The organism is Streptomyces nanshensis, from assembly GCF_001751255.1.
Taxonomy (GTDB): Bacteria; Actinomycetota; Actinomycetes; order Streptomycetales; family Streptomycetaceae; genus Streptomyces; species Streptomyces nanshensis_A.
Genome location: NZ_LJGW01000111.1, coordinates 20,172 through 46,927 on the forward strand (window position 1 = coordinate 20,172; position 26,756 = coordinate 46,927).

Below are 26,756 nucleotides of genomic sequence, written 5' to 3' on the forward strand. Positions count from 1 at the left end.
CCGCATGCGCACACATAGAGAGCGAGCTCACTGTGAACCGACCGTCGATCGCCGTCATCGGTGCGGGTGTCATCGGACTGTCTGTCGCCCGGTCCTTGTCGTTGTCGGGCGCGCAGGTGACGATCTTCGAGCGTGACCGAATCGGCTCCGGCACCAGCTCGGGCACGTTCGCCTGGGTCAACTCGAACGGCAAGTCTCCTGAGTCCTACCATGACTTGAACTTGGCTGGCATGCGAGAGCACGAGGAGTTGCAGCGCTCGTCGTCCTCCGAGGCGCAGTGGTACATGCAGACCGGCACCTACGAATGGACGACGAAGCCGGAGGTGGCGGAGCGGCTGCAGAAGCGTGTTCAGCGCCTGACCGATGCCGGATATCCCGTTCGGAAGGCCACGGCCGACGAGCTCAGGACACGGATCCCGGAACTGCGCATTCACCCCCGCTCCTCCGAGATCGTGCACTTCCCGAGCGAGGGATACATCGCCCCCAGCGTCCTCCTCGCCCGGTTGTGGTCAGAGGCCAGGAGCAATGGCACCGAGCTGCGTGCACCTGTCGATGTCCTGGACGTCCTCGAAGACGGTAGCGGCGTCACGCTGCAACTGAGCAACGGACAGACTTGGCGCGGCGACTTCGTGGTCAGCGCCGTCGGCCGGTGGAGCGAGTCGATGATGAAGACCCTCGGCAAGCAGTTCGCCATGATCGATCCGGACCTGCCCAACAAGTTCGCCTGCGGGTTCCTCGGCTACACCGACCCTCAGTACGTGCAGTTGAGCTCGAACCTGATCACGCCGGAGATGAACGTCCGGCCCGACGGAGGCGGCCGTCTGCTGCTGCAGACTCCGGATCTGGACCACCGTGCGGACCCCGCGTACCAGGCCGATTCAACTGCGCTGATCGGCAAGGAGATGCTGGCGCGGCTGAACCGCCTTTTCGACAACACCTCCAGCGCGCGGATCGAGCAGATCACGGTCGGCCAGCGTGCGCGCCCTGCTGACGGACTGCCTGCGGTCGGCTTCGTCACCGATGCCGCGCGGGTGTACCTCGTGGCGACTCACAGCGGCATCACCCTGGCCCCGCTGCTGGGGAGGCTCATCAGCACCGAACTGCTGGAGGGCACGCGCTCGCCGCTACTCCGCGACTACGCCCCCGATCGGCTCGTGGGCAAGACCGTCGCGGACTTCCCCAAGTTCGCCACGCTGCACTTCCCCGCGGCGCAGTAGGTCGCCGGTCGCGTCCCCGATCCGGCACACGCGGCGGTGCCGTGCACGGCATCCCGAGGAACCGCGCGTCCAAGCAGTGCTGACCAGAGGCACTTGGCTATTGGAAATGATTGTCATATCCTTCAGGTCTTCTGGAAGGAAGAGGCTTTCATGACCGATACCGAAGACAGCCTCGGAGACGTGCTCGACGCCGGCGTGCACGACTTCCACGCCTGGTCGGAGCTGCTCAGGAGACCGGTCGGGCTGGTGCTTGCACCGGCGGCATCCACACATCCCGGCGGGCGACGAGGTGCGATGTGATCAGCTCGCTCATACGGCCCGTGCAGGGACGTCTCACACTGGCGGTCGGGCTCATGGCGCTGGCGTCGTTGGTCCAGCTCGTCCCCGCCCTGGCGATCGCCGAGTTGGCCCGGGAGTTCGCACCGTCCATCGTCGCCGAGGTGACTCCGGACGAGACGGCCTCGTACTGGACCATCGGCTGGGTGGCAGTCGGAGCCATTTTCGCCATGCTGGTCTTGTTCATGGCGGCGGGTCTTGTCTCGCATCTCGCCGACTCCGCCCTGTCGCTGCACGTTCGGCGGCGTCTTGTCGATCATCTGGGACGGGTGCCGCTGGGGTGGTTCGGCCGTCGCAGTTCCGGCACGGTCCGCAAGGTGGTTCAGGACGACGTCTCCGCGCTGCATCATCTGGTCGCTCACGCCACCCTGGACGTCACCGCTGCAACCGTTGTCCCGGTTGTCTCTCTCCTCTACCTCTTCGTCGTCGACTGGCGGCTGACGCTGATCATGCTGATCCCCGTAGTGATCGGCCTCGTCTCGTTCAGCCTCGCGATGCGCGGAGCCATGGCCAAGTACGCCGAGTACGACGCCTCTTTGGCCCGTCTTGGTGCCGCCTCGGTGGAACTCGTCGACGGCATCACGGTCGTCAAGGCTTTCGGTGAGACCGGCCGGGCGCACCGTGCCTTCCGCGAAGCGGGCGAACAGTTCAGCGCCTTCTTCTACGGGTGGATGCGCCAGACGGCACGCGCGAGTGTGATCTTCGAGGTCGCCATCTCGCCTTCCGCGATTCTCGCCACCGTGCTTGCCGGCGCCGGTCTGCTGGTCGGAACCGGAAGGATGGCCGCTCTCGATGTATTGCCGTTCGCGCTGTTGGCGTTGGGGATCACCGGGTCCATGGTGCGCTTCATGTACGGCACGCAGCAGGTGCGTGAGGGGAGGCAGGCCGCCGAACGCATCGGTGAAGTGCTGTCCGTGAAGGCCCTTCCGGAGCCTGCGTCCGAAGAGGCCGTCTCTCCCACGACCGGCCATGGTGCCGGCCATGTCGCCTACGAGCAGGCCGAGTTCTCCTACAACGAGGCCACGAAGGCCGTGCGCGGGGTGAGCCTCGAACTCCGTCCCGGCAGCGTCACGGCGCTCGTCGGTCCGTCGGGTTCCGGGAAGTCGACCCTCGCCAGGCTCCTCCCGCGGTTCGACGACGTCGACGCCGGTGCCGTGCGGCTCGGCGGCCTGGACATCCGGCGACTGCCCACGCGTCATCTCTACGAGCACGTGGGTTTCGTCTTCCAGGACGTCGCGCTGCTGCGCACCACGGTGCGCGACAACATCCGCCTGGGGAGGCCGGACGCCGGGGACGAAGCGGTCCGCGCGGCCGCACGAGCCGCCCAGATCCATCAGCGCGTCCTGGACACCCCGCGGGGCTATGACTCGGTCGTCGGGGACGACACGGTCTTCTCGGGCGGGGAGGCCCAGCGCATCTCCATCGCCCGCGCGCTGCTTGCCGATGCGCCCGTACTCGTCCTCGACGAGGCCACCGCCTTCGCCGACCCCGAATCCGAGGCCGCCGTCCAGGAGGCTCTCTCCCAACTCGTCGCAGGGCGGACGCTGTTGGTCATCGCGCACCGACTGCACACGATCAAGGGTGTCGACCAGATCGCCGTCATGGACAGCGGCCGCGTCGTCGAGTTGGGCACCCACGAGCAGCTTCTCTCCGCGGGCGGCCGGTACAGCCGGTTGTGGAACGCGTACGAGAACGGGCGGACAGGCAGCGAGAGCTTCCTGGCGGCCACCGGTGAGGAGACCAGCCGATGATCAAGCTTCTGACGGCCTTGTTCGAGCAGGGCGCACGCCGCCGGTTCCGGGGCTTGCTCGCCGGCCTGGTCCTGGTCGGGGTGCTGGAAGGCGTGACGTTCGTGCTGCTGGCGCCCGTGCTGTCGACCATGCTCAAGGGCGATCACGTCCGGATGTGGTGGTGGATCGGAGCCCTTGCTCTCGTCGCCGCCTTGTACGGAGCGGCTCTGGCATGGACGACTCATGTCGGCTACCGCGTCGGCACGAACGCGCTGAGTTCCATCTACGCCAAGCTCGGCGATCATCTGTCGCTCCTCCCCCTGGGCTGGTTCAACACCGAGCGGACGGGGTCGATCAGCCGGCTCGTCACCAAGGGAGCGGTGAACATCGCGGGGGCTCCGGCACATCTCCTGCGTCCCGTGGTCACCGCTGTCGTCTCTCCGCTGACGGTCATGCTCTTCATGCTCGTCATCGAGTGGCGCATCGGGCTCGCCCTGTTGCTGTCGGCGCCGGTGGCACTCGGAGCCCAGCGCATCAGCAACGCCATGATCACGCGTGCTGATGTGGCATGGGACGCTTCGGCGGCCGACGCCAACGCCCGCGTACTGGAATACGCGCGGATGCAGCCGGTGCTGCGGGCCTTCGGCAGGCACATCGACGGCAACGAGCTCCTCGACGCCTCACTCACACATGAGTCGGCGATGGGACGCAGGCTGCTCCTCCGCGGAGCCACCGGTTTCTCGCTCTATCTGGCCGCGCTGCAGGGGGTGATCGTCGTGGCGATATTCCTCGCGATCTACCTGACGCTGGAGGGCGGTCTGTCCGCTTCGTTGGCGATCGCTCTGCTGGTACTCACGGTCCGGTTCGTCGAACCGCTCGTCGCCGCCGCCGACTTGGGGTCCGCGGCGAGGCTCGCCACCGAATCCCTGAAGCGGATCAACGCGGTGCTCGACTCCCCCGTCATGCCCGAACCCTCCGTTCCCCGCCGGGCGAAGAACTCCGAAGTGGTCCTGGACGACGTCTCTTTCGGCTACGACGAGGACGCTCCTGTGCTGCGCGGCGTCAGTTTCCGCGCACCTGCCGGAGGAGTGACGGCCATCGTCGGTCCGTCCGGTTCGGGGAAGTCCACCGTGCTGCGCCTCATCTCGCGCTTCTACGACGCGGACGACGGCGCGGTGCTCATCGGCGGCGAGGACGTACGGAACCTCGGCACCGGCGAGGTCATGCGCAACGTGGCCATGGTCTTCCAGGACGTCTACCTCTTCGAGGGCAGCATCCTGGACAACATACGGATCGGGCGCCGCGACGCCTCCGACGAGGACGTGATGGAGGCGGCCCGTACGGCGCGCGTGGACGAGATCGCCGAACGGCTCCCGGACGGCTGGGAGACGCAGGTCGGCGAAGGCGGGACGGCGCTCTCCGGCGGGGAACGTCAACGTCTGTCCGTCGCCAGGGCCCTGCTGAAGAACGCACCCGTCCTGCTCCTGGACGAAGCGACGGCTGCTTTGGACCCCGAGAACGAGGCGGCCGTGCACGAGGCGATCCGGCACCTGGCACATCAGCGCACTGTCATCGTCATCGCGCACCGGATCAACACCGTGGTGGCCGCGGACCGGATCGTCGTGCTCGACCGGGGCGCGGTGGAGGACACCGGTACCCACACCGAACTGCTCGAACGAGGCGGCCGCTACGCCGAGTTCTGGTCCCAGCGTCAGCAGGCAGCCGGATGGCGTCTCGTGCACGACTGAGACGGGTCACCCAGTGCTGCTGCCCTCTCGCTGAAACCACAGCGGGATGAGGCCGCCGCTTCACGATGCCGCATCGCGGATGAGAGCCGTCTTGTCGACCTTGCCGAGGACGGTGCGCGGGAGACTCGCCAATACACGTGTCTCGTCCGGGAACTTGTAGGCCGCGAGACCGTGCGCCCCGAGGTGGGCGATGAGTTCGGAGTGGGTGGGGGTCTGGCCACGAGCGATGACGCAGGCACACGTACGTTCACCGAGCGAGGCGTCGGGCAGCCCGACGACGGCCACGTCGAGGACGGCGGGATGGCTCAGAAGATGGTTCTCCAGCTCCTCGACGGGGACCTTCTCCCCGCCCCGGTTGATGACGTCCTTGAGGCGTCCCTCCACGACGAGGTGCCCCGTCGGCAGCCGTCTGACCAGGTCGCCGCTGCGAAGGAAGCCGTCGGGAGTGAAGGCGGTGGCATTGTGCTCGGCCGCACGGTAGTAACCGCGCAGTGTGTACGGGCCGCGCACGAGCAGCTCACCGGTCTCTCCTTCGGGGACGTCACGCCCTTCGGTGTCGACGACGCGTACTTCGTCGTCCTCGGCGAGCGGGCGCCCCTGCGTGTGCAGGACCAGTTCCTCGTCGTCGTCCAGGCGCGTGTAGTTGAGCAGCCCTTCCGCCATCCCGAAGACCTGCTGGAGGCTGCAGCCGAGTTCGGGGCCGACGCGGCGAGCCGTCTCGGCCTTGAGCCGGGAACCGCCCACCTGGAGGAGTTGGAGACTGCTGAGGTCGTCGTCGAGCCACTGAGTGGCTTCGAGCCATAGCTGCGCCAGCGGCGGCACCAGTGCGGTGACGGTGACCCTGTCACGGGCGATGAGGGGGAACGCGGTGTCCGGGCTGGGGTCGGGGCACATCACGAGGGTGCCGCCCGCGTGGAGCGTTCCCAGGATGCCGGGACAGGCGAGGGGGAAGTTGTGTGCAGCAGGCAGCGCCACCAGATAGCGGGTGAGGGGGTTCAACCCGCTGACCTGGGCGCTGGCTGCCGCGTTGTAGAAGTAGTCGTCGTGGGTGCGCGGGATGAGTTTGGGTGCGCCGGTAGTGCCGCCGGACAGCAGCAGAAGCGCCACGTCGGCGGGTTCGGGCCCGTGCAGCGGTTCCGGCTCGGTCTCCAGCGTCTGCAGAGCGGTGAACTCCTGCGCGTCGCCGACCACCAGTACGTGGCGGAGCGAGGGCGCACGGTCCTTCATCGCGCGGGCGAGCGTCCGGTGGTCGAAACCGAAATGGGCGTCGGGTATGACGTACGCCGCGGCGCCGGACAGCGTGATCAAGTGCTCTATTTCCACGTGCCGTTGGGCGGGGAGCGTCATGACGGGTACGGCACCGAGGCGGAAGAGGGCGAAGATCAGTTGCACGAACTCGGCTGTGTTGGGCAGTTGCACGACGACTCGGTCTCCCGGCGCGAGGCCGAGCCGCTGCAGACCGGTCGCGAGGCAGTCGGCGCGCTGGTCCAGCTCGCGATAGGTCCAGCGTCGGTCGCGGTCGATCAAGGCGACGGCTTCGGGATGTGTCCCCGCTCGCTCACGCAGCAGGGAGCCGAGGGTGCGTCCGGTCCAGTAGCCGCATTCGCGGTAGCGGGTGGCGAAGGTCTCGGGCCAGGGCACGAATCCGTCCAGCATGCTCAGCTCTCCTTGGGGACGACGTAGGGGGCGACGCTGAGGAGCTTTTCGCAGGTCTCCTCGTACTCGCGGCTGGGGCGTGAGGCGCCGACCACACCGGCGCCCGCGCGCAGCCAGGCCCGTCCGCCGTGCTGGTACACGGCCCGCAGCACGAGTGCGGCGTCGAGCGACCCGTCGGCGCCGGCCAGCACGACGGCGCCCGCGTACATGCCGCGCGGCCGGTCCTCCAGCTCCCTGATGAGCCGGTATGCGGCCTGTTTGGGGATGCCGGAGGCCGTGACGGGTGGGAACACGGCGCTGAGAGCGTCCCAGGCGGTGCGTTCTTCGGAGAGTTCGGTGGCCACACGTGAGGCGAGGTGCTGCACGCTGCCGCGGGGCTTGACCGCGAGGAACTCCCGTATGTGCGTGGTGTGCGGGATGCCGACGGAGTCGAGTTCCTCAACGGCCAGCTTCACCGACGTCGCGTGCTCGTACACCTCTTTGGCGTCGCGCCGGAGTTCGGTGCGCAGCGCCGTGTCGGTCTCCGGCACCCCTGTCAGGGCACGGGTGCCGGCGAGAGGCTGGGTGACGGCGGTGCCCCCGGCGGACACTTCGACGACCGTCTCCGGGCTGAAGCCCGCGGCCTGCCGGCCGCCGAGATCGAGGAGGAAGGAGCGTGCGGGGGTGTTGGCCGCTCGCCCGCGAACATAGGTCGCGGTCATGTCGACGGTGAAGGGGAGTTCCACGCTGCGCGAGAGGATGACCTTGTCGAGTTCTCCCTTGCCGATCTGCCCCACGGCGTAGGCCACTTGGTCCTCGTACGCCTTTCGTGCTCCGTGAACCGTGACGGGTCTGAGGACGGGGTCAGGCGTGTGTTCGGAGCAGGCGGAGAGGACCTTGGCCAGGCGCTCGGTGATCTCCGGTTCGAGTGTCCGGACGTGAATCCTGTCTTCGGTCACCGTCAGTTCGGTACGAGGAACGATGAGGTGAGCGAGGAGTCCGTCCCCCTCTTCGCCTCCCTCGCCGGCGAGAGCGGAGGCGGGCGGGCTTTTCGTCACGTCGGCCAGTTCGAAGGCCAGCCATCCGAAGGCGTTCCAGTCGACGACGGGCAACCCGTCCAGGGCGGCACGTATCGCTTGCCAGGGACTGGCTGTCCAAGGGACCGCTGTCTCGTCGGACGCCGCGCGGGTCGTACGAACGGTGTGGGCGTCAACTCTGATCTCGGCGCTGGGGTTTCCCGCGACGTGCCAGTGGTCGTCGCGCTCGTAGACGACATAGTCGGTGAGCAGGCCCGAGTCGGCGAGACGCGCGATGAACGCCATCGGGTCGAGAGGCCCGTCGATACATGCGTGTTCGTAGTGCTGCTGTTCCATGTGGCTCTCCGGCTTCGAGGGTCAGCGCTTGGGCGACGGGAGCAGCGGAGCGGCCACGAGTTCGGCGACCCGGCCCGCGTTGGGCTCCTCGATGCAACTGAAGTGGTTTCCTTCGACGTCGGTCACCGGCAGGTTCCCGATGCACACGTCTCGCCAGAAGGCGAGCGTCGTCTCGTCCATGCCGGGTGCGAACCCCGAAGCGCCGCGCGGCCGCAGAAAGCGGATGTCGCCCGCGTACGGCGGCGGCGTGAAGCGCGCGGAGAGGAAACTCTGGCGGAACACCTTGAACAGTGCCGTGACCATGTCGGCCGGCACCGCCTCGCCGCTCTCGCGGGAAGCGGTGCGCGCATACACCTCGAACCGCTCCTCGCGTGTGAAGGAGCGCAGGTGCCGGAAGAACGCGCCTGCCTCGTCCAGTTGGGCGTCTCCCCCGACGGCGTCGAGGGCGCCCTGCGGCACCTTGCCGTCGTTGCGGTCGATGACGTGCATGAAACCGCGTACGAGTGTGTCGCCGTCGAGGTCTCCCAGGCCGGTCTGCGCGAACGAGATGTGCAGGTTCGGCAAGAAGAGGATCTCGATCATCAGGTCGTCCTCGACGTCGATGACGACGGGGTGGCTGCTGATGAGGACGAGATCGTCGACGGTGACGCCGCGTTCCTCCAGGCGCCGGGCGACCTCGGTGGCGTAGAGGCCGCCGAGGCAGTAGCCGATGAGCTGGACGCGGCCGTGGCCTTCGGCGAGGATGCGCTCCGCGTAGTCGTCGGCGGCCCGTTCGACGACGGTGGCCGGGTCGAGCGAGCAGTAGCGTTCGGTGTCGTCGATGACGATGCCGAGAACCGGGCCGAGATCCTGTTCGACGAGACGGCCGGCGAGCGGCCGGTAGCAGTCCATCGTGCCGAGCCCCGCGTGGAACATCACGCGGAGAGGGCCCTCTCCGGAGGTGCTGAAGGGCATGAGCGCGGCGTTGCCGGTCGTTGCGCGGCGCAGGGCCGGCTGGGCGGCGGTGGAGTCATCCGCGTCCAGGAACTGGGCGAGTTCGGCGACGGTGGGGCGGTTGAGCAGGTGCCGCAGCATCGTGTCGAAGGGCACGTCCGCGGCTTCGGGAATCTCCTCGCGGATGCGTCCCGCCATCCGGGCCATGATGAGCGAGTCGGCACCGTGGTCGTAGAAGTCGTCAGTGCGTCCGATCCTGCCGCTGGGCAGGGCCGCGGCCCAGAGTTCGGCAAGGCGTGCTTCGAGCGCGCCGACCGGTGCCTCGTCGGTGAGATGCTGCTGCTCCTCTGCGGGGGTTGCGGGACGCCAGTGGCGGAGAGTCGTGCGGTCGACCTTCCCGTTGCGGGTCAGCGGGAGTGCGTCGGCGATCTGTATGTGGGAGGGGATCATGTGCGCCGGGAGCCGTTCCCGTACGAATGCGGTCAGTTCGGCCTCGGTGGCACCGGCGCGGGATGTCTTGACGCGTGCGGCGAAGAGGTGCAGGTGCTGGTCGCCGAGTACGTGGCCGTGGCCGGGAAGGCACAGCACCTCCTCGGCGCCGGACTTCGCGAGGCGCTCCAGCCACTGCTCCCGGTCCAGGTAGGAAGGACCGTCGTGGGCGCGGCCGTCCTGGGGCTCGGTCATCATGAACGCCTGTGAGGCGAGGATCCAGGGGTGCTCGCGCGTGGGCTCCGTCAGCAGGAGCCAGCCGCCGGGAGCGACGAGTTCGGTGAGCCGCGCCAGTGCCGCGTCGATGTCCCGTGCGTTCTCCAGGACTCCCGCGGCGAGCACCACGTCGAAGGAGTTGGGCGCCAGGCCCTGGTCGCGGTAGCCCTCGTCGATGTCGAACACGCCGAAGCGGACGCTTGCGTGGTGACCGAAGCGGCTCCGGGCCTCCGGCAGGAAGAAGGGGGCGACGTCCGTGAACAGGTAGTCGGTGTCCCGTCCGGCGAGAGAGGCCAGCGCGTCCTCGGTGGTGCCGCCGGTGCCCGCGCCCGCTTCCAGGACTCGCAGCGGACGGTCCTCGGGATGTTCGGAGGCGATGCGGGAGAGGGCGGAGGCGACAGCCTGGTTGAGGTAGCGCGCCGCGGCGTTGTGCCGGTAGAGGGCGTGGGCGGTGTCGAACGAGCCGTCCGGGAACAGGAGTTGCACGGGGTCCTTGGTTCCGCGCAGCAGTTCGGGGAGACGGCTCGCATGTTCCCGGACATAGGCGAGGACGTCGCGGGAGGCGATCTCTTCCCTCCATGCCGCTTCGGCGTCCGACCACCGGCGCTCCACCGTGCCGTCATCGGCATGGCTGATGCCCGCTTCGCTCAGGACCGCGGCCCACCGGCGCACCAGCCAGTGATGGCGCGATGCCACTCCGGCTTCGCGCAACCGGGCCTCGGAGATCTCGCCGGCCTGTGCCGGGAGTCCCATCGTGGCCAGCGCGCCGGCCATGGAGGTCAGCACGGCGGTGTCGAACGATGCGATGTGGGCTGCCGTTTCGGCCTGTCCCACCGCCGGGAGGGTCGCGTCGGCCGCCTTGCTCACGCTCGGCCCGAGGGCGGTGGCTCCTTCCCCGGGTTCGTCCGTGGCCGTGGTCTCGACGACACCGAGAAGGCCGCGTTCCGTGCCCGTCCCGTCGGCGACCACGCATGCGGTCGCCACGGCCGGATGGTCGCAGAGGGCCGCCTCGATCTCGCCCAGTTCGATGCGGTGACCGCGCACCTTGACCTGGGTGTCCTCACGTCCCAGGAACTCGATCTCGCCTCCGGGCAGATAGCGGCCCATGTCACCGGTGCGGTAGAGGCGTTGGCCGTCCCGGGGGTGCGCGATGAACCGGTGCGCGGTGGTCTCCTCGTCGCCGAGGTAGCCCTGTGCGAGGCCGTCGCCGCTGATGTACAGCTCTCCTGTCACCCACACCGGGCAGTCGCGCAGGGCCGTGTCGAGGACGCGGAAGCCCTGGTTGGCCAGCGGGAGGCCGTAGGGGACGCTCGGCCTGCCGGCGTCAGCGGGGACGCAGGGGTGGTGGATGGACCAGATGGAGGCTTCGGTGGCGCCTCCGAGGGAGACGACGTTCAGGCCCGGCAGCCGACGGGTGATCGCGCCGGGCAGGGGGACGGGAATCCAGTCGCCGGAGAGAAGGGCGAGCCGCAACGTCGGCAGTCCGACGTCCTTCTCACCGTCCAGATACGTGGCGAGCATCTGCATCAGCGCCGGTACCGAGTTCCAGACGCTGACGCCGTGTTCGGCGATGAGCTGCGCCCAGTGGGACGGGTCGGTGCTGCGTGCGGGGTCGGGCAGGACGAGGGCGCCGCCGGTCGAGAGAGGGCCGAAGACATCGAAGACGGAGAGGTCGAATCCGAGGTTGGCAAGGCCCAGGACCCGGTCGTCCGCGCCGATCTCGAAGCGCCGGCCGATGTCCACCAGGGTGTTGAGGGCGGCGCGGTGGCTGATCACCACGCCCTTGGGGCGTCCCGTGGACCCGGAGGTGTAGATGACGTACGCGGGCTCGTCGGGGTCGCGTTCGATGTCGTCGTACGCCTCGTCCGTGGACACCGGCTCGACACTGTCGACGGCGACGACCCGGTAATTTTCTTCCCGAAGGCCGGCGTTCACCCAGGACTGTGTGAGGACATGCCGCACCCCCGCGTCGGTGAGCATGGCGGTACGGCGCCGGACCGGCTGAACCGTGTCGACCGGCAGATAGACGCAGCCGGCGAGCAACGCACCGAGCACGGCGACGACTTGCTCGGCTCCCTTGTCCATGACGACGGCGACGCGCTCTCCCGAAGCGCAGCCGGCGGAGCGCAGTTCGCGGGCCACGCCCCGGGCCCGCGCGGCGAGTTCGGCGTAGGTCAGGGTGCCGTCCGGCGTGATGAGGGCGGGCCGGTCAGGCGTGCGGAGCGCTTGGGCGAACACGCCGTGGTGCAGGAGAGCGTCGGGCAGCGGGGCCGAGGTGTCGTTCGCGCGCCGCCGTTCCTCGGCCTGCCAGCGGGGCAGAGCGATCGCGTCCTGCGCGTCCCAGGGCTCCTCACCGTCCGCGAGGTGGCGCAGCAGCCGCTCGAAGGCGTCGAACATGTCGTCCACGAGGCCGTCGGGGAACACCCCTTCCCGGACGTCCCAGTTGACCTGGAGTCCTTCCGCGTCATCCATGGCCTGGCAGTCGATGAACACCTGGGGCGTCTGTGTGATGCCGTAGCCGTCCAGCCGTCCCGACGCACGCGACTCCGTTGCGGCGTCCGCGAGTCCGATCGCGCTGGTGAACACGACGGGCATCAGCGCCGCTTCGCGACCGCGGTGGCGTGCGAGTTCTCGCAGTACCTCGACACCCGAGTACAGGCGGTGGTCGAGGTCTTCGAAGAGCTGCCCGGCCACGGCCTGGGCGCGCTCCGTGAAGGTGGAGTCCCCGCCCTCTTCGACGGCGAGGAGGTTGATGGACGTGAAGTCGCCGACGATGCGGCCGATGTCCGGATGGAGGGGAAGACGGTTCAGGACCGTGAGGTTGAGACAGAAGTCCCGGGTCCGGCTCCAGCGTCCGATCACCGCGGCATAGGCCGCGAGCACGACGGACGAGGGCGTGACGCCACGGCGCTGTGCGCGGTCCTTCAACTGCTCCCAGGCAGCAGTGTCCAGCTTGAGGAAGCGGCGACGGAACCGGGGCGCCACGGCGTCGTCGTCGACGACGGGCAGGTCGGGAGCCAGGGGCAGAGTGTCCAGACGCGCGAGCCAGTACTGCTTGTCCCTCTGGTACGCCGCGGTCTCCTGAAGTCCCCGTTCGGCCAGCAAGTAGTCCCGGAATCGCACCTGAAGCGGCTGGAGCCGGGTGCCGGGATCGCTGTGCAGCGCCTCGAACTCAGCCAGCAGAAGCCAGATGCTGGCCCAGTCCGCGATGAGGAAGTCCATCGACAGGTGGAGCACGGCCCGGGTGTCGGTGCGGGTGACTCGCAGGTCGAACAGGGGCCAGTGGGAACTGTCGTAGACACGGTGCCCCATGTCCTCGCGGGCTTGCTTGAGGGAGTTCTCCAGCCGCTCGGTGCCGGCGCCCCTCATGTCCTCCACGGGCACGGAGAGGCGGGGCACGGTCGGCAGAACACTCTGGTGCCCGGCCGGATCGATGACCGCGCGGAGCATGTCATGGCGTTCGACGAGCCGGTTCCAGGCGTCCTCGGTGCGTTCCGGGTCCAGGTCGGGGTAGGTGATCTCGAGGTAGACGTGGCACGCGACGCCCCCGTAGCCGAACGCCTCGTTACGGCCCAGCAGATAGGCGGACTGCACGTCGGTCAGGGGGAACGGTGCGTGCCTGCCGGCCGGGTCGGGCGTGAGTTCCTGGGGCTGGGCCTCACTTCGCAGGAGATCGAGTATCCGGGTCTTGCCGTCTTTGAGTTCCTGGAGCTGCTCGGGACCGAGGCTCCCTTTGGGGGCTCGGTAGCGGAGCGTCCCGTCCTGTTCCCATAGCTGCACGCCGCTGCGCCGCAGACGGGCGATGAGTTCGGCCGGGGTGGTGGTGCTGGTCATTGCTCGGACTCCTTGGCCGCGGCGGGCGGGACGTTGGCGTTGAAGCGGAAGAGGTTGTCGGGGTCCCAGGCCTGCTTGAGGCGGGCGAGACGTTCGTACGTCGCACCGCCGTACGCGGCACGCACCCACTGCGGTTCCGGGTCGGGAAGCAGGTTGACGTACGGGCCCTGGGTGACGTTCTGAAGCCCCTGCCAGGCGGTGCGTGCCGGTTCCAGGTGGGCTTCGCTGGCGGCGTCGCCGTACCACTGGGCGCAGAGTTCGACGAACCACTGCGCACCTCGGTGGGCGAACGCCGTCTGTCCGGCCGGTGCTCGGGTGATGGCTCCGCCGAGGGCTCCGAGGACGACGGAGTAGTTGGGGCCGGCGGTCTCCCAGTGGCCGATGAGCCGGTCGACGGTGGTGTCCGACAGTTCGGGAAACAGTTCACCGCGGTTGTAGACGTGCTGCTCGCGGTACCGGGGCGGAGAGGGCAGCAGCCGCTGGTACGCGACGTAGGACATCTCGCCGACCGTGTCGGAGACAGGGCGCACAGCGCCGCGGCGCAACGGCGCGAGGACGTCTGCGGCTTCTTCGGGCGGCCCGAAGAAGGTCGGAATGAGCACAGCGCAGCGCTCGAAGTGCAGCCGCTCCGGTACGAAGGGCAGGGGCGGCGCGTTCCAGAGGACGGCGACGAGGGAGGCAGCGTCGGGCGCGGTGGACAGCCAGTCCCGTGCAGCACGCAGAGCAGTGGACGCCTGATGCGCGGGATGAGTCAGCGCACCGGCGGTGACCGTCGTGACCGGGTGCAGCGCGAATCCGAAGCGGGTGACGACGCCGAAGTTTCCGCCTCCCCCGCGCAGCGCCCAGAACAGCTCCGGGTACTGCTCGGCGTCGGCTCTGATGTGGCGGCCTGTCGCCGTCACCAGGTCGAAGAAGGTGACGTTGTCGCTGGTGAGACCGTGCCGGCGGGACAGATCACCGACTCCGCCGCCGAGGGTGTGGCCGCCGACGCCGACGTCGGCGTTGCGCGGGCCGGGCACGGCCAGCCCGAACTCCTGTGTGGCGGCGTCGAGTTCGCGCCAGGTGACACCGGCACCGACGACCGCGGTGCGGCCCAGCGGATCGACGTCGATGTCTTTCATCCCGCCCATGTCGATGACCACGCCGTCGTCACAGGTGCCCCAGCCCGCGACGTGGGCTCCGCCTCCGCGGACGGCCACGGGCAGGCCGGATGCGCGGGCGTGGGCGAGCACGGCCATGACGTCTTCGGCGTCGTTGCAGCGGGCGATGAGCGCCGGACGACGGTCTATCCGGGCGTTGCGAACACGGCGTGCGCGGTCGTAGCCGGGCTTGTCCGGTGTGACGGTACGGCCCTGGAAGCCGGGCAGTTCGGCGCCGATGCCGGGAGTGGCGCCCATGGCTACTCCTCCCCCGCCGGTGCCCTCAGCACGGCACCGTGCAGCTTGGCCTCGTCCAACGGGCGGGAGAGACCGGCGACTTCGACGGACAGCACACCCGTCGCGGGTGCCTCCTGCACGGCAAGGGGCCCACGAGGTTCGACATGCGCGATGAGGGCCTCGAAGGCGGTGCGGTCCTTCTCGCTCACACCCATCCGGACGGTCGCGATGTGCTGCGCGCCGTTGGGATGCCGTACGTCGGCAGGGCGTTGGGGCGGGTCGTAGGCCGATACGACGAAGGGAAGCCCTGAAGGCCGCACGGTGAGGAACTGGTAGCGCACCGGGACGCCGTCCGGTGGCGTGCGGCGCCCTCTCATGACGCGCGAGGTCTTCACACCGCCGGACTTCAGCGTGGTGCGGACGCCGGCCAGTGCGGTGTCATCGGTCTCCAGCGCCAGATCGCGCCAGCCCTCGCCGGGGCCCGCCCAGCGGGCCAGCCGTTCTCCCGCCGCGGCGCCGTAGCCCAGGGTCGCGGGCCATTTCAACAGCCGGAAGGCGCGGGGCAGTTCGAAGAACTCGACGAAGGGACCCTGTTCGAACCAGAGCAGGGCGTTGTGTGCCCGCTCGGGGATGCTGCCCCATTGCAGGGAGAAGCCGAGTTCCCGGTAGTCCAGCACGGTCGAGTGGATGTCGTCGACCTTGCACAGGATGTGACTGCATCTCAGCACGGTGTTCCTTCGATGATCTCTAGCGGAAGCGGGCGATGAGGAGTCGTTGGCCCAGGGGGGCGAGGGGGTGCTCCTCGTGCGGCAGGGTTTCGACGGACTCCGCACCGGCGCCTGCAAGAACGTCGAGCCACTGCTGCCGGGAGAGGAAGGTGGTGTCGGCTCGGCGTCTGGCGTCCTCGGCGGCCGTCATCATGAATGCCTGGGACGCCAGGATTTCCAGATGTTCGCGGGTGGGTTCGGTGATCAGCAGCAGGCCGCCGGGCGTCAGCAGTCTGACGAGGGAGCGCACGCTCGTATCCGTGTGCTGCGCGTTGTTGAGAACACCGGCGGCGACGACGACGTCGGCGCTACCCGACCGCAGCCCTTGCGCAGCCGGATCCTGGTCGACGTCGTACAGGCCGTGCCGGATCCATCGTTGAGCCGCGAAGCGCTCCTTGGCCGCGGCGACGAAGAAGTGCGAGACGTCGGTGAAGAGGTAGTCCACGGCCGGCTCAGTCCCGTGGCTGCCGGTGAGCGCGTCGATGACAGCCTCAGTCGTCGCTCCGGTGCCGCCCCCGACCTCGAGCACACGCAGCGGGCGGTCGGTGGTGCGGCCCGCGGCCAGCGACGAAACGGTCGCCGCGACAGCCGTGTTGAGATACCGGGCGGTGACCGGGTCGCGGTAGACGGAGTCCGCGAGGTGCGTCTGTCCCTGTGGAAAGAGAAGCAGGGCGGCCTGCTGCCCGCCCGTCATCAGGTGCGGAAGCCGGTCGGCGTTGTCCCGGAGGTACGTGATGAACGCGTCAGGTCCGAGGCCCTGACACCAGCTCTCGGCGGCGGTTTCCCAGGCCCGGCGTACGTCCGCTTCCGTGCGCGACGGCGCACCGCGGAAGCCTTCGCCGTCCCGTGCGATGACCGACCGCTGGGCGAGTTGCTTCAGCCAACGGCGGATCAGCCCGTGATGCTGCGGAACCACGCCCGCGGTCTGCAGGACTTCCTCTTCCGTGTAGGTGCGTTCGGTGTCTCTCAGGGTTCCGGCGTGCTGGAGAGCTGTGATCATCGAGGCGAGCACCGCGTCGTCGAGTTGCCGTACGAAGTCGCGGACGAGCTGGGCATCGAGGTCGCCTACGCGGCGCTCTGCCGCGTCACGGGCCAGTCGGGCCAGCTCTCCGGTCTCCACCTCGCGCAGCGGGGAAGTCTGCGTGACGGCCGGTGCCGCAACACCTGGTGCGGGCGCGCTACTTGGGGCGTCCTGGGCCGTGGCGGCTGCCAGCTCCGAGGCCGGCAGCCGCCGATAACGCTGATGAGGGCGCAGAGACGGGTAGCCGAGTTCCTTGGTGAGGTCCTGCCACATACGAGCCAGGGTCAGTTGGTACTGGTGAGGCCGGCCGGCGCAGGATTCGCCGAGGACGGCGGAACGTGCCGTCCGCAGGTCGTCGCGGATGGCGAGCGGCCACTGATCACGCAGCACATGGCGGTAGTCGGAGGAGGAGGCCGCCTCCAGCACGAGCGTGCTGGGTTCGGCCAGGTGCTCAGTACCGGGAGCGTCGAAGTCGAAGCGGTTCTTCACGGATTCCGGTATGTGCAGGCGCGGGCTCCACGACACGGGGCCGTGGGTGTCGGCGAGGGTGAGGCCGCCGCTGTCAGTGCCCAGGGTGACGCGGTGCAGGAGATGCAGGTGGTTGTCCGGGTCGTCGGGGTCGACCTGGTTGTGTACGCGCAGGGTGAGCGGCACCGCCCCGAACTGCCCGGTCAGGACGGTGAAGGGCGCCTCCGGTTCGGCGGGTGCGGCACGGATGTGCCAGGGCCGGAGGCTGCCGATCGACTCCCCGAGGATGTGCAGCAGGGGAAAGGCGACCTGGGAGGCGCAGGCGGCGTCGACGTAGACGGCAGGCTGTCCGTCGAGTACATGGTGTGCCGCGTCGATGAAACGCCGGACTGCGGGGAGATGCACGTAGTGGTCACCGACGCGGTAGTCCACCTCGTGCCGCCGTGCTTCACGCAGGCACGCGACGAGGTCGTCGTGGTGTACGGGAGATTCCTGGACGACGTTGACGCCGCGGCTCAGCAGCCGCAGTGCCAGCTCGGTGCCGGCTCCCCCGAGGACTCCTGAGCGCAGCACGACGCAGGCGAGATCCACGTCCTCGGGTAGCTGCTCCACGTCGGTGTAGAGCGGAACGCCGTGGCGGGCGGCGCAGTCGGCGGAGCGCCGACTGCCGGCTGCGAGCACCCCCGCGATCTCGAATTCGTCGGGGGAAGCGGCCAGTGCGGCGAGATGGAACTGCCCGAAGGTCGTGCCGCACACGACCGTCTTGAGTCGGCCTCCCTTCACAGCGATCCTTCCTCGGTGTCGATGAGTTCGCCGATCGCCGCGTCGTGCGTCATGAGGTCGCACACGCCGGGCTCCGTGGTGAGCCGTTCGATCGCGGTGGTGGCGCCCAGAGCCGCCTCGGCCCGGTGCGCTCCGCGCGCGACCTCGCCCCGCAGCACGGCGAGGGCGGCGACTGCCGTCACGGCTCCGGTCAGTGCGGAGATCCCGGGGGCCTTGAGCACTGCGGTACGCGTCGCCGGCTGCCGGGCTGCGGTGCCGTCGAGTTGGACGAGCAGCGTGAGATAAGGCGTGCGTCCGGCCACGTCGAGTGCGGTGGCCCGGCGGAGTCCGGCCACGGCATCGGCGCGAGGCAGAGAGTGGGCGGCTTCCAGTGCGCGCGTGAGGTGTTCACCGTCGATCGCGGTGTACCAACTGCCCCGGGTCAACGAGAGGTGCCGGGCGAGTCTCTCCCCCTCGCCGTCCAGGTAGGGCCATGCCACCACCGGCCGGGGTACGTACGGGAGTTGCCGACCCGGCAGCCTGGTGAGGGCACCGGAGCGGCGGGCGCCGTCCCGCCACGCGGCGAGCGGTTCGCTCTCCTCGCCGAGCACCCCGTCCAGGTAGTCCTCGGCACCGGTCCTGGTGAAGCGGTCCAGGACGGCCGTGTAGGAGGTCAGCTCTTCCACACGGTCGAAGTGCCGCGCGGCCAGCCACCGGGGCAGCAGCCCGGTCAGTCCCGGAAGAGCGCCCGCCTCGTACAGCGCGACACGCTCTCCCACGGCGGTGCTGATGCGCTCCGGAAGCCGGCCTCCTCCGGAGTCGACGAGGTGGGCGCCCGCCATCAGCGCGGCGTAGGTGACCCGTTGCGAGGTCAGGTGCGAGGGGCCCGCGCAGTGGAGGACGAGGGAGCAGCCGCGGACGAAAGCGGTAAGAGACGCCGCATCGTCGATGTCGACGGCGACCGCCTCGGCACGGGTCGCGGGGAGGTCGTTGGCGATGAACTTCTCGGCCCGTACTGCGTCACGGCCTCCGATGCGCAGCGGTCCCGCGTCCCACCGGGCGAGCAGCCGCGCCGCGTACCCGCCCACGTCGCCGTACCCACCGAGGATTCCGATCACAGGACGCCCTCCTCGGTCTCTTCCAAGGAGCCCTGATGCGCGTCCAGTTCCCGGGAGAGGGTCTGGGCGATCTGCTCCGGGGTGGGGCCCTGGAACATACGCCGCAGCGGAAGCCGCACGCCGAAGCGCTGCGCCAGCCTGGTCAGGAACCGGGTCGCCAGAAGGCTGTCGCCGCCCAGGGCGAAGAAGTTCTGCCTGCGCCCCACAGCGGCCACGTCGAGCAGTTCGCACCAGATCCCGGCGACGGCTTCCTCCAACTCGCCCTGTGGTGGCTCGTCCGGGGTGTCGGACTGTCCGAGACCGGCGGCAGCGGCGACTGCGGAGCGGTCGACCTTGCCGTTCGCGCCGAGCGGCAGCCACGGCAGCACGGTGATCCGGTCGGGGAGCATGTGCGCCGGCAGATACGCGGCCGCGTGGTCACGCAGCGACGTGGGGTCGAGATCCGCCGCGTGAGGAGACCTGCGGGCGGTCAGCACCTCGGTGAAGGACGTGTGCACCGGCCGGTGAGTGAAGTTCCGGTAGCCGGCCGCGGACAGCAGTCCGGCCCAGCGTGCCGCAGCCAGCGTGGGTGTCCCGGCGGTTCGGCGCTCTCGGTCGAACGCGGCGTATCCGCCGTCGAGCAGGCCTGCTGTCAGCAGGGCGACAGGGGTCAGCTCGGAGCGCTCCACGGCCACGAGCAGTCCCCCGGGCCGGGTCAGCAGCGCGGCCAGCGCCGGGCCGCGGGACGGTTCCGGGCTGCGGTGGAGGACGTGGTCGAGGACGACGGCGTCGAATCGGTGACGCAACTCCTCGGGCACCGCCAGGCCGGGCAGTCGGCGGCATGCGACCTCGTGAGCGCTGCCGGTGAAGCTCCGGGCCGCCTTTTCCACCTGGTCGGGGTCGTTGTCGAGCAGCGTGCAGCGCACTTGATCCTGTGTCAGATCTTCCAACAGCCGCCCGACCGCGCCGGGTTGGCTGCCGAGTACGGCCAGCTCCAGGGGCCGGTCCGCTCCCGCCGTACTGTCGGCGACGATCGCGGCGACGTCGTCGATCGCGGTGGCGGTGCCCGGGTCGGCGGCCGACAGGCGCGAGGGCGCGAGGATGTCGTCGTCGAGAAGGACCGACGGGTCGAGGCGGCCGGCGAGGATTTCCCGGAAGTCCCCAAGCCGGTCCGTCAGGCGCCGCTGTGCCTGAGCGAGCAACTCGCCGTAAGCGTCGTGCTGTTCGAGGAGCCTCCCGACGAGCGCGGCACCGGCCTCGGGACCGGGTGCGTACCCCGTCGGCGTTGCGAGCAGGACCTTCCGTTCCGCGAGCCACTTCAACCAGAGGCGGAGAACGGGCAGATGGGGCTCGGCGGCCCGAACCCGGCCGGCCCACTGGGCGACCGTGAGGCTCTCCTGGCCGCTGAGGTCGTCGAGGTGCAGGAGCCGGGCCAGGAAGGACTCGGCAACGGCGCTCTCGCGCTCCCGTGCACGGCGGCGGAACTCCTCGGTGGAGGAGGGGGGTTGCCCCTGTTTGACGGGGTCACTGACGGGATCGCTCGCGGGAGCGGCGGCGGGGACGACCGCGGCCACCAGCCGGCGTGAGGCGCCGTCGCCCGCCACGGTGACCACGGAATGGCCCACTCCAGGCGTCTCCAGCAGCGCTGCCTCGATCTCGCCGAGTTCGATGCGGTGGCCCCTGATCTTGACCTGCTGGTCGGCACGGCCGAGGAACTCCAGCGTCCCGTCGGGCCAGTAGCGTCCCAGGTCCCCTGTGCGGTACCAGCGTTCTCCCCGGTCTTCGACGAACCGTTCTTCCGTCAGCTCCGGCGCACCCCGGTAGCCGCGGGCGAGGCCCGCGCCGCCGATCCACAACTCACCGGGGACCCGGTCCGGGCAGTCACGGCCGTGTGTGTCGACCACCCGGTAGCGCTGTCCGCGCAGCGGGTGCCCGTAGGGAATCGAGGGCCAGTCGCGCACGACTTCGGCGACCTCGAACGCGTTGGACCAGATCGCCGCTTCGGTCGCACCGCCGAGGGCGACGAAGCGCGCCCACGGACTCTGGTCGGCCAGCCGTCCGGGGAGGTCGAGGCCCACCCAGTCGCCGGAGACCAGGGCCAGCTCCAGCGAGTCCGCCGGCTGCGCCGCTTCCGCGACGACGAGCAGCATGTCCAGAAGCGCCGGCACGGTGTTCCACACGGTCACCCGGTGCTGACGGACCAGGTCCAGCCAGCGCCGTGCGTCACGTCGGTCTTCCTCGTCGATCAGGACCAGCGCTCCGCCTGCCGAGAGCAGACCGAAGATGTCGTACACCGACAGGTCGAAGTCCAGCGCCGAGACGGCGAGAACCCGGTCCCGCTCCCCCACTCCGTAGCGCTGGTTGATGTCGGTCACGGTGTTCGCCGCGGCACGGTGGGTGATCTCGACCCCCTTGGGGTCGCCGGTGGAGCCCGAGGTGAAGATGACGTAGGCCAGCGCGTCCACCGGGACGTCGACCGGCCCGTCCGCCGCTCCGCCCGACGGCACCGCGTCAACGCTCAACCGCCGTATGCCGTCCGGCGTGCTGGGACCGGACCCCGACGGTGCGGCGTCCGCGGAACCGGTCACGACCAACCGTGTGCCAGCGGTCCGGTGAATGCGCTCCTGCCGCGCGGGCGGCTGATCGACGCCGACGGGAACGTAGGCGGCTCCGGCCGCGAGCACTCCCAGGACCGCCGTGATCTGCTCCGAGCCCTTGGGCATGCTGACGGCGACGGGTTCGCCGCGGGCGACGCCGTGTTCGCTCAGCACCGCCGCCAACCGCAGTGCGCGGTGGGCGAGTTCGCCGTAGCTCATCCTCCCGTCCTCGCCCCACAGCAGGGCTGTACGGTCCGGCTGCTCGGCGGCGCGGCAGAAGAAGTCACGGTGCAGCAGACCCGGTACCCCGTCGCCGGTGTCGTTGACTCCGGTACGCACAGCGCGCTGCGCGTCGGGCAGCAGGTCGGGGACGGGCTCGTTCCAGTCGTGCTCGGCCAGCCATTCCAACAGCCGTGTGTAGGCGGCGAACATCGCCTCCACGAACCCGTCGGGGAAGAGCTCCTCGACGACGTCCCAGTTGAGGTGCACACCGTCGGCGTCCTCGGTGACCTGGTGATCCAGCCAGACCTGCGGCGTCTGGGAGATGCCCCACACGTCACGTTCGAAGGGCGCGCCGGGGGAATCGCCGCCCAGCCCGAGAGCGGAGGTGAACACCACGGGCATGGTGGTCTCAGGCGTGCCGGTACGGCGGGCCAGTTCGCGCAGCACCCACACCGCCGAGACCTCACGGTGGTCGAGCGAACGCCACAACTCCCGCTGTACACGGCGGGCTCTGGCAAGCCAGCTCTCCTCCGCACGGGGCCGGGAGGAGACAAGCATCAGCGAGGTGAAGTCGCCGAGCACATTGCCGATGTCGGGATGGACGTCACGGCGGTCGAACAGCGTGAGGTTCAGGGTGAGTTCGGGCCGGGCGCTCCAGCGCCCCAGGACCTCGGCGAAGGCCGTGAGCAGTACGCCGGAGGGGGTGAGCCCCGCATCCCGCGCACGGCCGGTGAGCGCCTGCCAGCGTTCCGGGGCGATATGTGCCGCGTGCCGTACGAAACGGGGGCGAGCGACCTCGGACGGGTCCTTCGCGAGCGGCAGGGCAGGGGGCGGCGGCAGGCGGTCGAGCTGTTCGCTCCAGTAGTCCCTCGCCGCGGCGGCGGTCTCGGGGTCGGGGCCGCAGGTGTGCACGTAGTCCCGGAACGAGACCTCCACAGGCGGCAGTTCGGCTTCCGGGTCGGTGTAGAGAGCGGACAGCTCCGCGTAGAAGACGAGGATGCTCAGGGCGTCGAGGGCGATGTTGTCGATGCCGATTCCGATGCGGGTCTGCGCGCCGGAACGCACTCCGCGGACCGCGAAGAGCGGCCACGTTCCGGGATCGAAGACCTGGTGGGAGGCGGTGTCCCGAAGGCGGGTGCAGGCCGCCTCCATGTCGGGGCCGGCTTCCTCGATCTCCACGTGAAACCGGGGCACTTGGGGAAGGACGCGCTGTTCGCCACTATCGTCGACGACCGCGCGCAGCATCTCGTGCCGGGCGACGAGCCTGTCGAGGGCCGCCTCCAGGCGCTCCACGTCCAGGTCTTCGACGTCGTACTCACGGTAGAAGTGACAGCCGATGCCGCCGAGCGTGAAGTCCTCACCGCGCCCGAGCCAGTAGGCACGCTGGACGTCGGTCAACGGGAAGGGCTCGTGGCGGCTTTCCGGATCGGAGATCAGCGGACGCGGGGCGGGCCGCCTGCCGTCGGGCGTCAGCAGTGCGGCGAAGTCCGCGAGCACCGGAGCGGCGAACAGTTCGGAGAGCTGTACTCCGCCGTGCCCGTCGCCGCGCAGGCGCGCGATCATGCGCGTCGCCAGCAGTGAGTCACCGCCGAGGGCGAAGAAGTCGTTTTCGCGGCCGATGCCGTCGAGGTGGAGGACCGAGGACCACACGTCGGCGACCTGCTGCTCCCGCTCCCCGCGCGGCGGGGTGACCGCTCTGACTTCGCTCCGCGCGTCGCATTGCGTGAGGAGGCGTCGCACGGCGCCGCGGTCGGTCTTCCCGTTGGACGTCAGAGGGAACTCGGCGGTCACCAGGCAGCGTTCGGGAACCATGGCGGCGGGCAACTGCCCCGCCGCGTGGGCACGCACCTGCGCGGGGTCGGCGACGCCGGTCACCGCCACGCCCAGTCGTCCGTCCTCATCGACGACCGCGACCGCTCTCTCCACGCCGGGGGCCGCGGCGAGTACGGCCTCGATCTCGCCGAGTTCGACGCGATGGCCGCGTATCTTGACCTGCTGGTCGGCACGGCCCAGGAACTCCAGCGTCCCGTCCGGCCAGTAGCGGACCAGGTCGCCCGTGCGGTACCAATCCGTCCCGTCGACGGCTGTGAACTTCTCGGCCGTGCGGGCCTCGTCGCCCCGGTAGCCTCGGGCGACACCGGCCCCGCCGATCCACAGTTCGCCCGGGACCCAGTCCGGGCGGTCACGACCGTGCGGATCGACGGCGCGGCATCCGACACCGCGCAGCGGGGTCCCGTACGGCACCGAGGTCCACGCGGCCGGGACCCGCTCCACCTCACAGAGAGTGGAGTGGATCGCGGTCTCGGTGGTGCCGCCCAGGGCCACGAACCGGCAGTCAGGAGCAGCACCGCGCACGCGGCCGGGCAGATCGAGCGGGATCCAGTCCCCGCCCAGCAGTGTGAGCCGGAGGTCAGGCAGGCCCTCGGGACCGGCAGCGGTGATCAGCATGTCGAGCAGCGCGGGAACGCAGTTGACGACGGTCACTCGGTGGATTCGGGCCAACTCGGCCCAGGCAACGGCGTCCCGGCGTGCCGCTTCCTCGACGCAGACCAGGGCGCCGCCCGCCGTGAGGGACCCGAAGACGTCGTACACCGACAAGTCGAAGTCCAGTGCCGACAGCGCGAGCAGGCGGTCCGAACCGCCCACGACGAACCGGTCGTTGAGGTCGGCGACGGTGTTGAGCGCGGCCTTGTGCGTGATCTCGACGCCCTTGGGCTCTCCGGTCGAGCCCGAGGTGTGGATGACGTAGGCGAGGTCCGAGGCGTCGCCGGGTACGGGTGCGGGCAGCGGCTCGGCGTTCCGGCAGACGCTGAGATCGTCGAGGACGAGGCGTGTTCCGGCAGCGGCGAGGATGCGGTCACGCCGTGCGGCGGGCTGGTCGACGCCGAGCGGCAGGTAGGCCGCGCCGGCGGCGAGGATGCCCAGCACGGCGACGATCTGATCGGTGCCCTTGGGCAGGGTCAGGGCGACGAGGTCTCCCGGCGCGACGCCGCTGGAGCGCAGGTGCCCGGCCACGCGAAGGGCCCGTTCGGCGAGTTCGCCGTACGTCATCGACAGGCCGTGCTCCCCCACCAGGGCGAGCGCTTCGGGATCCTCGGCCGCATGCGCGAAGAACGCGTCGTGCAGGCGTGCTTCGGGCGGCTGCCACCCGTCGTCGGCCTTCTCTCGCAGTCGGAGCTGTTCCTCGGGCAGCAGCGCTGGTACGGGAGCGCTCCAGGCGTCAGGGCCGGCGAGCAGACGGTCCAGCAGCCCGGTGTAGGCGTCGAACATCGCGTCCAGCACTCCGGGAGCGAAGGCGTCCTCCCGTGCGTCCCAGTTGATCAGCAGGCCGCCCGCGACTTCGGTGACTTGCGCGTCGAGCCACACCTGCGGACCTTGCGAGATGATCCAGGACGGTTCACCGAAGCTCTCCCGCACCGTGTCGGCGAACAGTTCACCGAGTCCGAGCGCGCTGGTGTAGACGACCGGTGCCAGTACCTGCTCTCCGCGCAGCCGTGAGGCGTCCCGCAAGACCTCGACACCGGAGTATCCGGCGTGGGCGACGTCCTGGTGGAACTGTTCCTGGAGCCGGGTCGCGCGCTCGGCGAACGTGCCGTGCTGCCTTCCGTGCCAGGCCAGCAGCACCGACGAGGTGAAGTCGCCCACGAGCGAGGTGACGTGATCGTGGAGTGGTTCCCGGTCGAACAGCGGCAGATTCAGCAGGAATTCGGGCTCGGCGCTGAAGGCTTCCAGTGTCTCCGCGAAGACCGCCGCGAGCGCCATCGCGGGCGTCAGCCCGTGGTCGCGGGCCGCCTGCTCCAGTCTCCGGGTGCGCTCGGCTTCCAGGTGCCGGTGACGGCGTACGACCCTGCCGACTGCTGTGCCGTCGTACTCCGCCGCGGCGGGAAGCCGTGGTGCCACGGGGAGTTCAGGCAAACGTTCCTGCCAGTACTGCCGGTCGGCCTCGCGGACTGCCGCGCGCGCCGGTGCCGTGCGTGCGGCCTCACGTTCGGCCAGGTATCGGGGGTAGCTGTAGTCGAGGGCGGGGAGCGGAGTCGCCGGGTCCGCGTAGGCGGCAGCCAGGTCGTGGAGAAGGACGCGCAGGCTCAGGGCGTCGGCGGCGATCATGTCCAGATTGACGTGCAGCCTGGTTCCGCCATGACGCAAGGCGTCTGGCAGCAGGGAGAGTTGGACGTCGAAGACCTCCCCTGCGGAGATGTCCATGTGACGGTGGGACAGCTCCCGGCGCAGGGTCTCCAGCCTCCGGCGGGCTTCGTGCGGATCGAGTCCGCGCAGATCGTGGATGCGCAGTCCGGGCCAGGGGCTGGTGGGGAGGATGCGCTGACGGCCGTCGTCCAGGATGCTCACGCGGAGCATGCCGTGGCGGGCGAGCAGCGTGCGGACGGCGCTCTCCAGACGCCCCGGCTCCACATTCGTCCCGTCGAACTCGTGGTAGAAGTGCGCCGCGACCCCGCCCAGCCGCTGTTCCCGGGAGCGTCCGACCCAGTAGGCGTGCTGCATGAGCGCGAGGTCGAAGGGTGCTGCGGCGTCGAACTCCCTCTCGTCGCTGTCGCCGGCCGCGGCGGCCTCGCCGTCTCCTTGCCGGTCGGCGACCAGCCGGTTCCAGGCTGCCAGCGTGGGTTCGGCGATCAGCTCGGCGAAGCCGACGTCCAGACCTGCGCGGCGGCACGTTCCGGCCAGCCTCATCATCGTCAAGGAATCCAGCCCGAGTTGGATCAGTGGCGTCTCCTCATGGATGTCCTCGGCGGCGATGCCGAGCGCCTCGGCGACGGCTCCGCGCAGGTCGAGCCGCGGGTGTGCGTTCGCCGTCTGCGCCGCGTGTTCCTGGGACATCCGGATGCAACCCCTCACGACAGATTTCGGTCAGCCACCGGGGACCATAATGGAAACGATTATCATTTACAACATCAAGGTTTGCGGCTAGCGTCTCGGTGC

At 69.6% G+C, this 26,756-nt stretch carries 12 protein-coding genes; 4 read left to right on the forward strand and 8 right to left on the reverse strand.

Features of this window, described 5'->3' with window-relative positions:
* Nucleotides 1-32: 32 nt before the first annotated feature.
* The 4 genes from AN218_RS06225 (at nt 33) to AN218_RS06235 (ending at nt 5,031) form a co-directional block, all read left to right on the forward strand.
* The gene (locus AN218_RS06225; protein WP_070015615.1) at nt 33-1,217 is read left to right on the forward strand and encodes an NAD(P)/FAD-dependent oxidoreductase; all 1,185 of its coding nucleotides are present in this window, start codon (nt 33-35) and stop codon (nt 1,215-1,217) included.
* A gap of 150 nt (nt 1,218-1,367) precedes the next feature.
* Complete coding sequence (locus AN218_RS36450) at nt 1,368-1,517, forward strand: hypothetical protein (RefSeq protein ID WP_171908617.1); 150 nt, start codon at nt 1,368-1,370, stop codon at nt 1,515-1,517.
* Nucleotides 1,514-3,304 (forward strand): ABC transporter ATP-binding protein, encoded by a 1,791-nt coding sequence (locus tag AN218_RS06230; RefSeq protein WP_141747490.1) that lies wholly within the window; start codon nt 1,514-1,516, stop codon nt 3,302-3,304. The genes AN218_RS36450 and AN218_RS06230 overlap by 4 nt, the downstream gene beginning before the upstream one ends.
* A complete protein-coding gene (locus tag AN218_RS06235; RefSeq protein ID WP_070015616.1) occupies nt 3,301-5,031 on the forward strand; it encodes an ABC transporter ATP-binding protein in 1,731 nt (576 codons plus the stop codon). Before AN218_RS06230 ends, AN218_RS06235 begins: the two co-directional genes overlap by 4 nt.
* Nucleotides 5,032-5,091: 60 nt before the next feature.
* On the opposite strand, the gene AN218_RS06240 is transcribed toward AN218_RS06235, so the two are convergent.
* The 8 genes from AN218_RS06240 to AN218_RS06275 are packed head-to-tail and all read right to left on the reverse strand — an operon-like array spanning nt 5,092 to nt 26,654.
* Nucleotides 5,092-6,687: a (2,3-dihydroxybenzoyl)adenylate synthase gene (locus AN218_RS06240; RefSeq protein ID WP_070015619.1), complete on the reverse strand. Its 1,596-nt coding sequence runs from the start codon at nt 6,685-6,687 to the stop codon at nt 5,092-5,094.
* A gap of 2 nt (nt 6,688-6,689) precedes the next feature.
* Nucleotides 6,690-8,039 (reverse strand): salicylate synthase, encoded by a 1,350-nt coding sequence (locus tag AN218_RS06245; protein ID WP_070015621.1) that lies wholly within the window; start codon nt 8,037-8,039, stop codon nt 6,690-6,692.
* Nucleotides 8,040-8,060: 21 nt separating this feature from the next.
* Entirely contained in the window at nt 8,061-13,511 is a 5,451-nt protein-coding gene (locus AN218_RS06250; protein WP_070015623.1) for a non-ribosomal peptide synthetase, read from the reverse strand.
* Nucleotides 13,508-14,908: an FAD-binding oxidoreductase gene (locus AN218_RS06255; protein WP_070015625.1), complete on the reverse strand. Its 1,401-nt coding sequence runs from the start codon at nt 14,906-14,908 to the stop codon at nt 13,508-13,510. Before AN218_RS06255 ends, AN218_RS06250 begins: the two co-directional genes overlap by 4 nt.
* A 2-nt stretch (nt 14,909-14,910) precedes the next feature.
* Nucleotides 14,911-15,615 carry a VOC family protein gene (locus AN218_RS06260; protein WP_079131867.1) on the reverse strand — a complete coding sequence of 235 codons (705 nt, stop codon included), beginning with the start codon at nt 15,613-15,615 and terminating at the stop codon, nt 14,911-14,913.
* Between the two features lie 19 nt (nt 15,616-15,634).
* Entirely contained in the window at nt 15,635-17,926 is a 2,292-nt protein-coding gene (locus AN218_RS06265; protein ID WP_070015626.1) for a bifunctional Gfo/Idh/MocA family oxidoreductase/class I SAM-dependent methyltransferase, read from the reverse strand.
* Nucleotides 17,923-19,023: a saccharopine dehydrogenase NADP-binding domain-containing protein gene (locus AN218_RS06270; protein WP_070015628.1), complete on the reverse strand. Its 1,101-nt coding sequence runs from the start codon at nt 19,021-19,023 to the stop codon at nt 17,923-17,925. The genes AN218_RS06265 and AN218_RS06270 overlap by 4 nt, the downstream gene beginning before the upstream one ends.
* Nucleotides 19,020-26,654, reverse strand: a complete 7,635-nt coding sequence (locus AN218_RS06275) for a non-ribosomal peptide synthetase (RefSeq protein WP_070015630.1) — start codon at nt 26,652-26,654, stop codon at nt 19,020-19,022. The genes AN218_RS06270 and AN218_RS06275 overlap by 4 nt, the downstream gene beginning before the upstream one ends.
* Nucleotides 26,655-26,756: the final 102 nt, after the last annotated feature.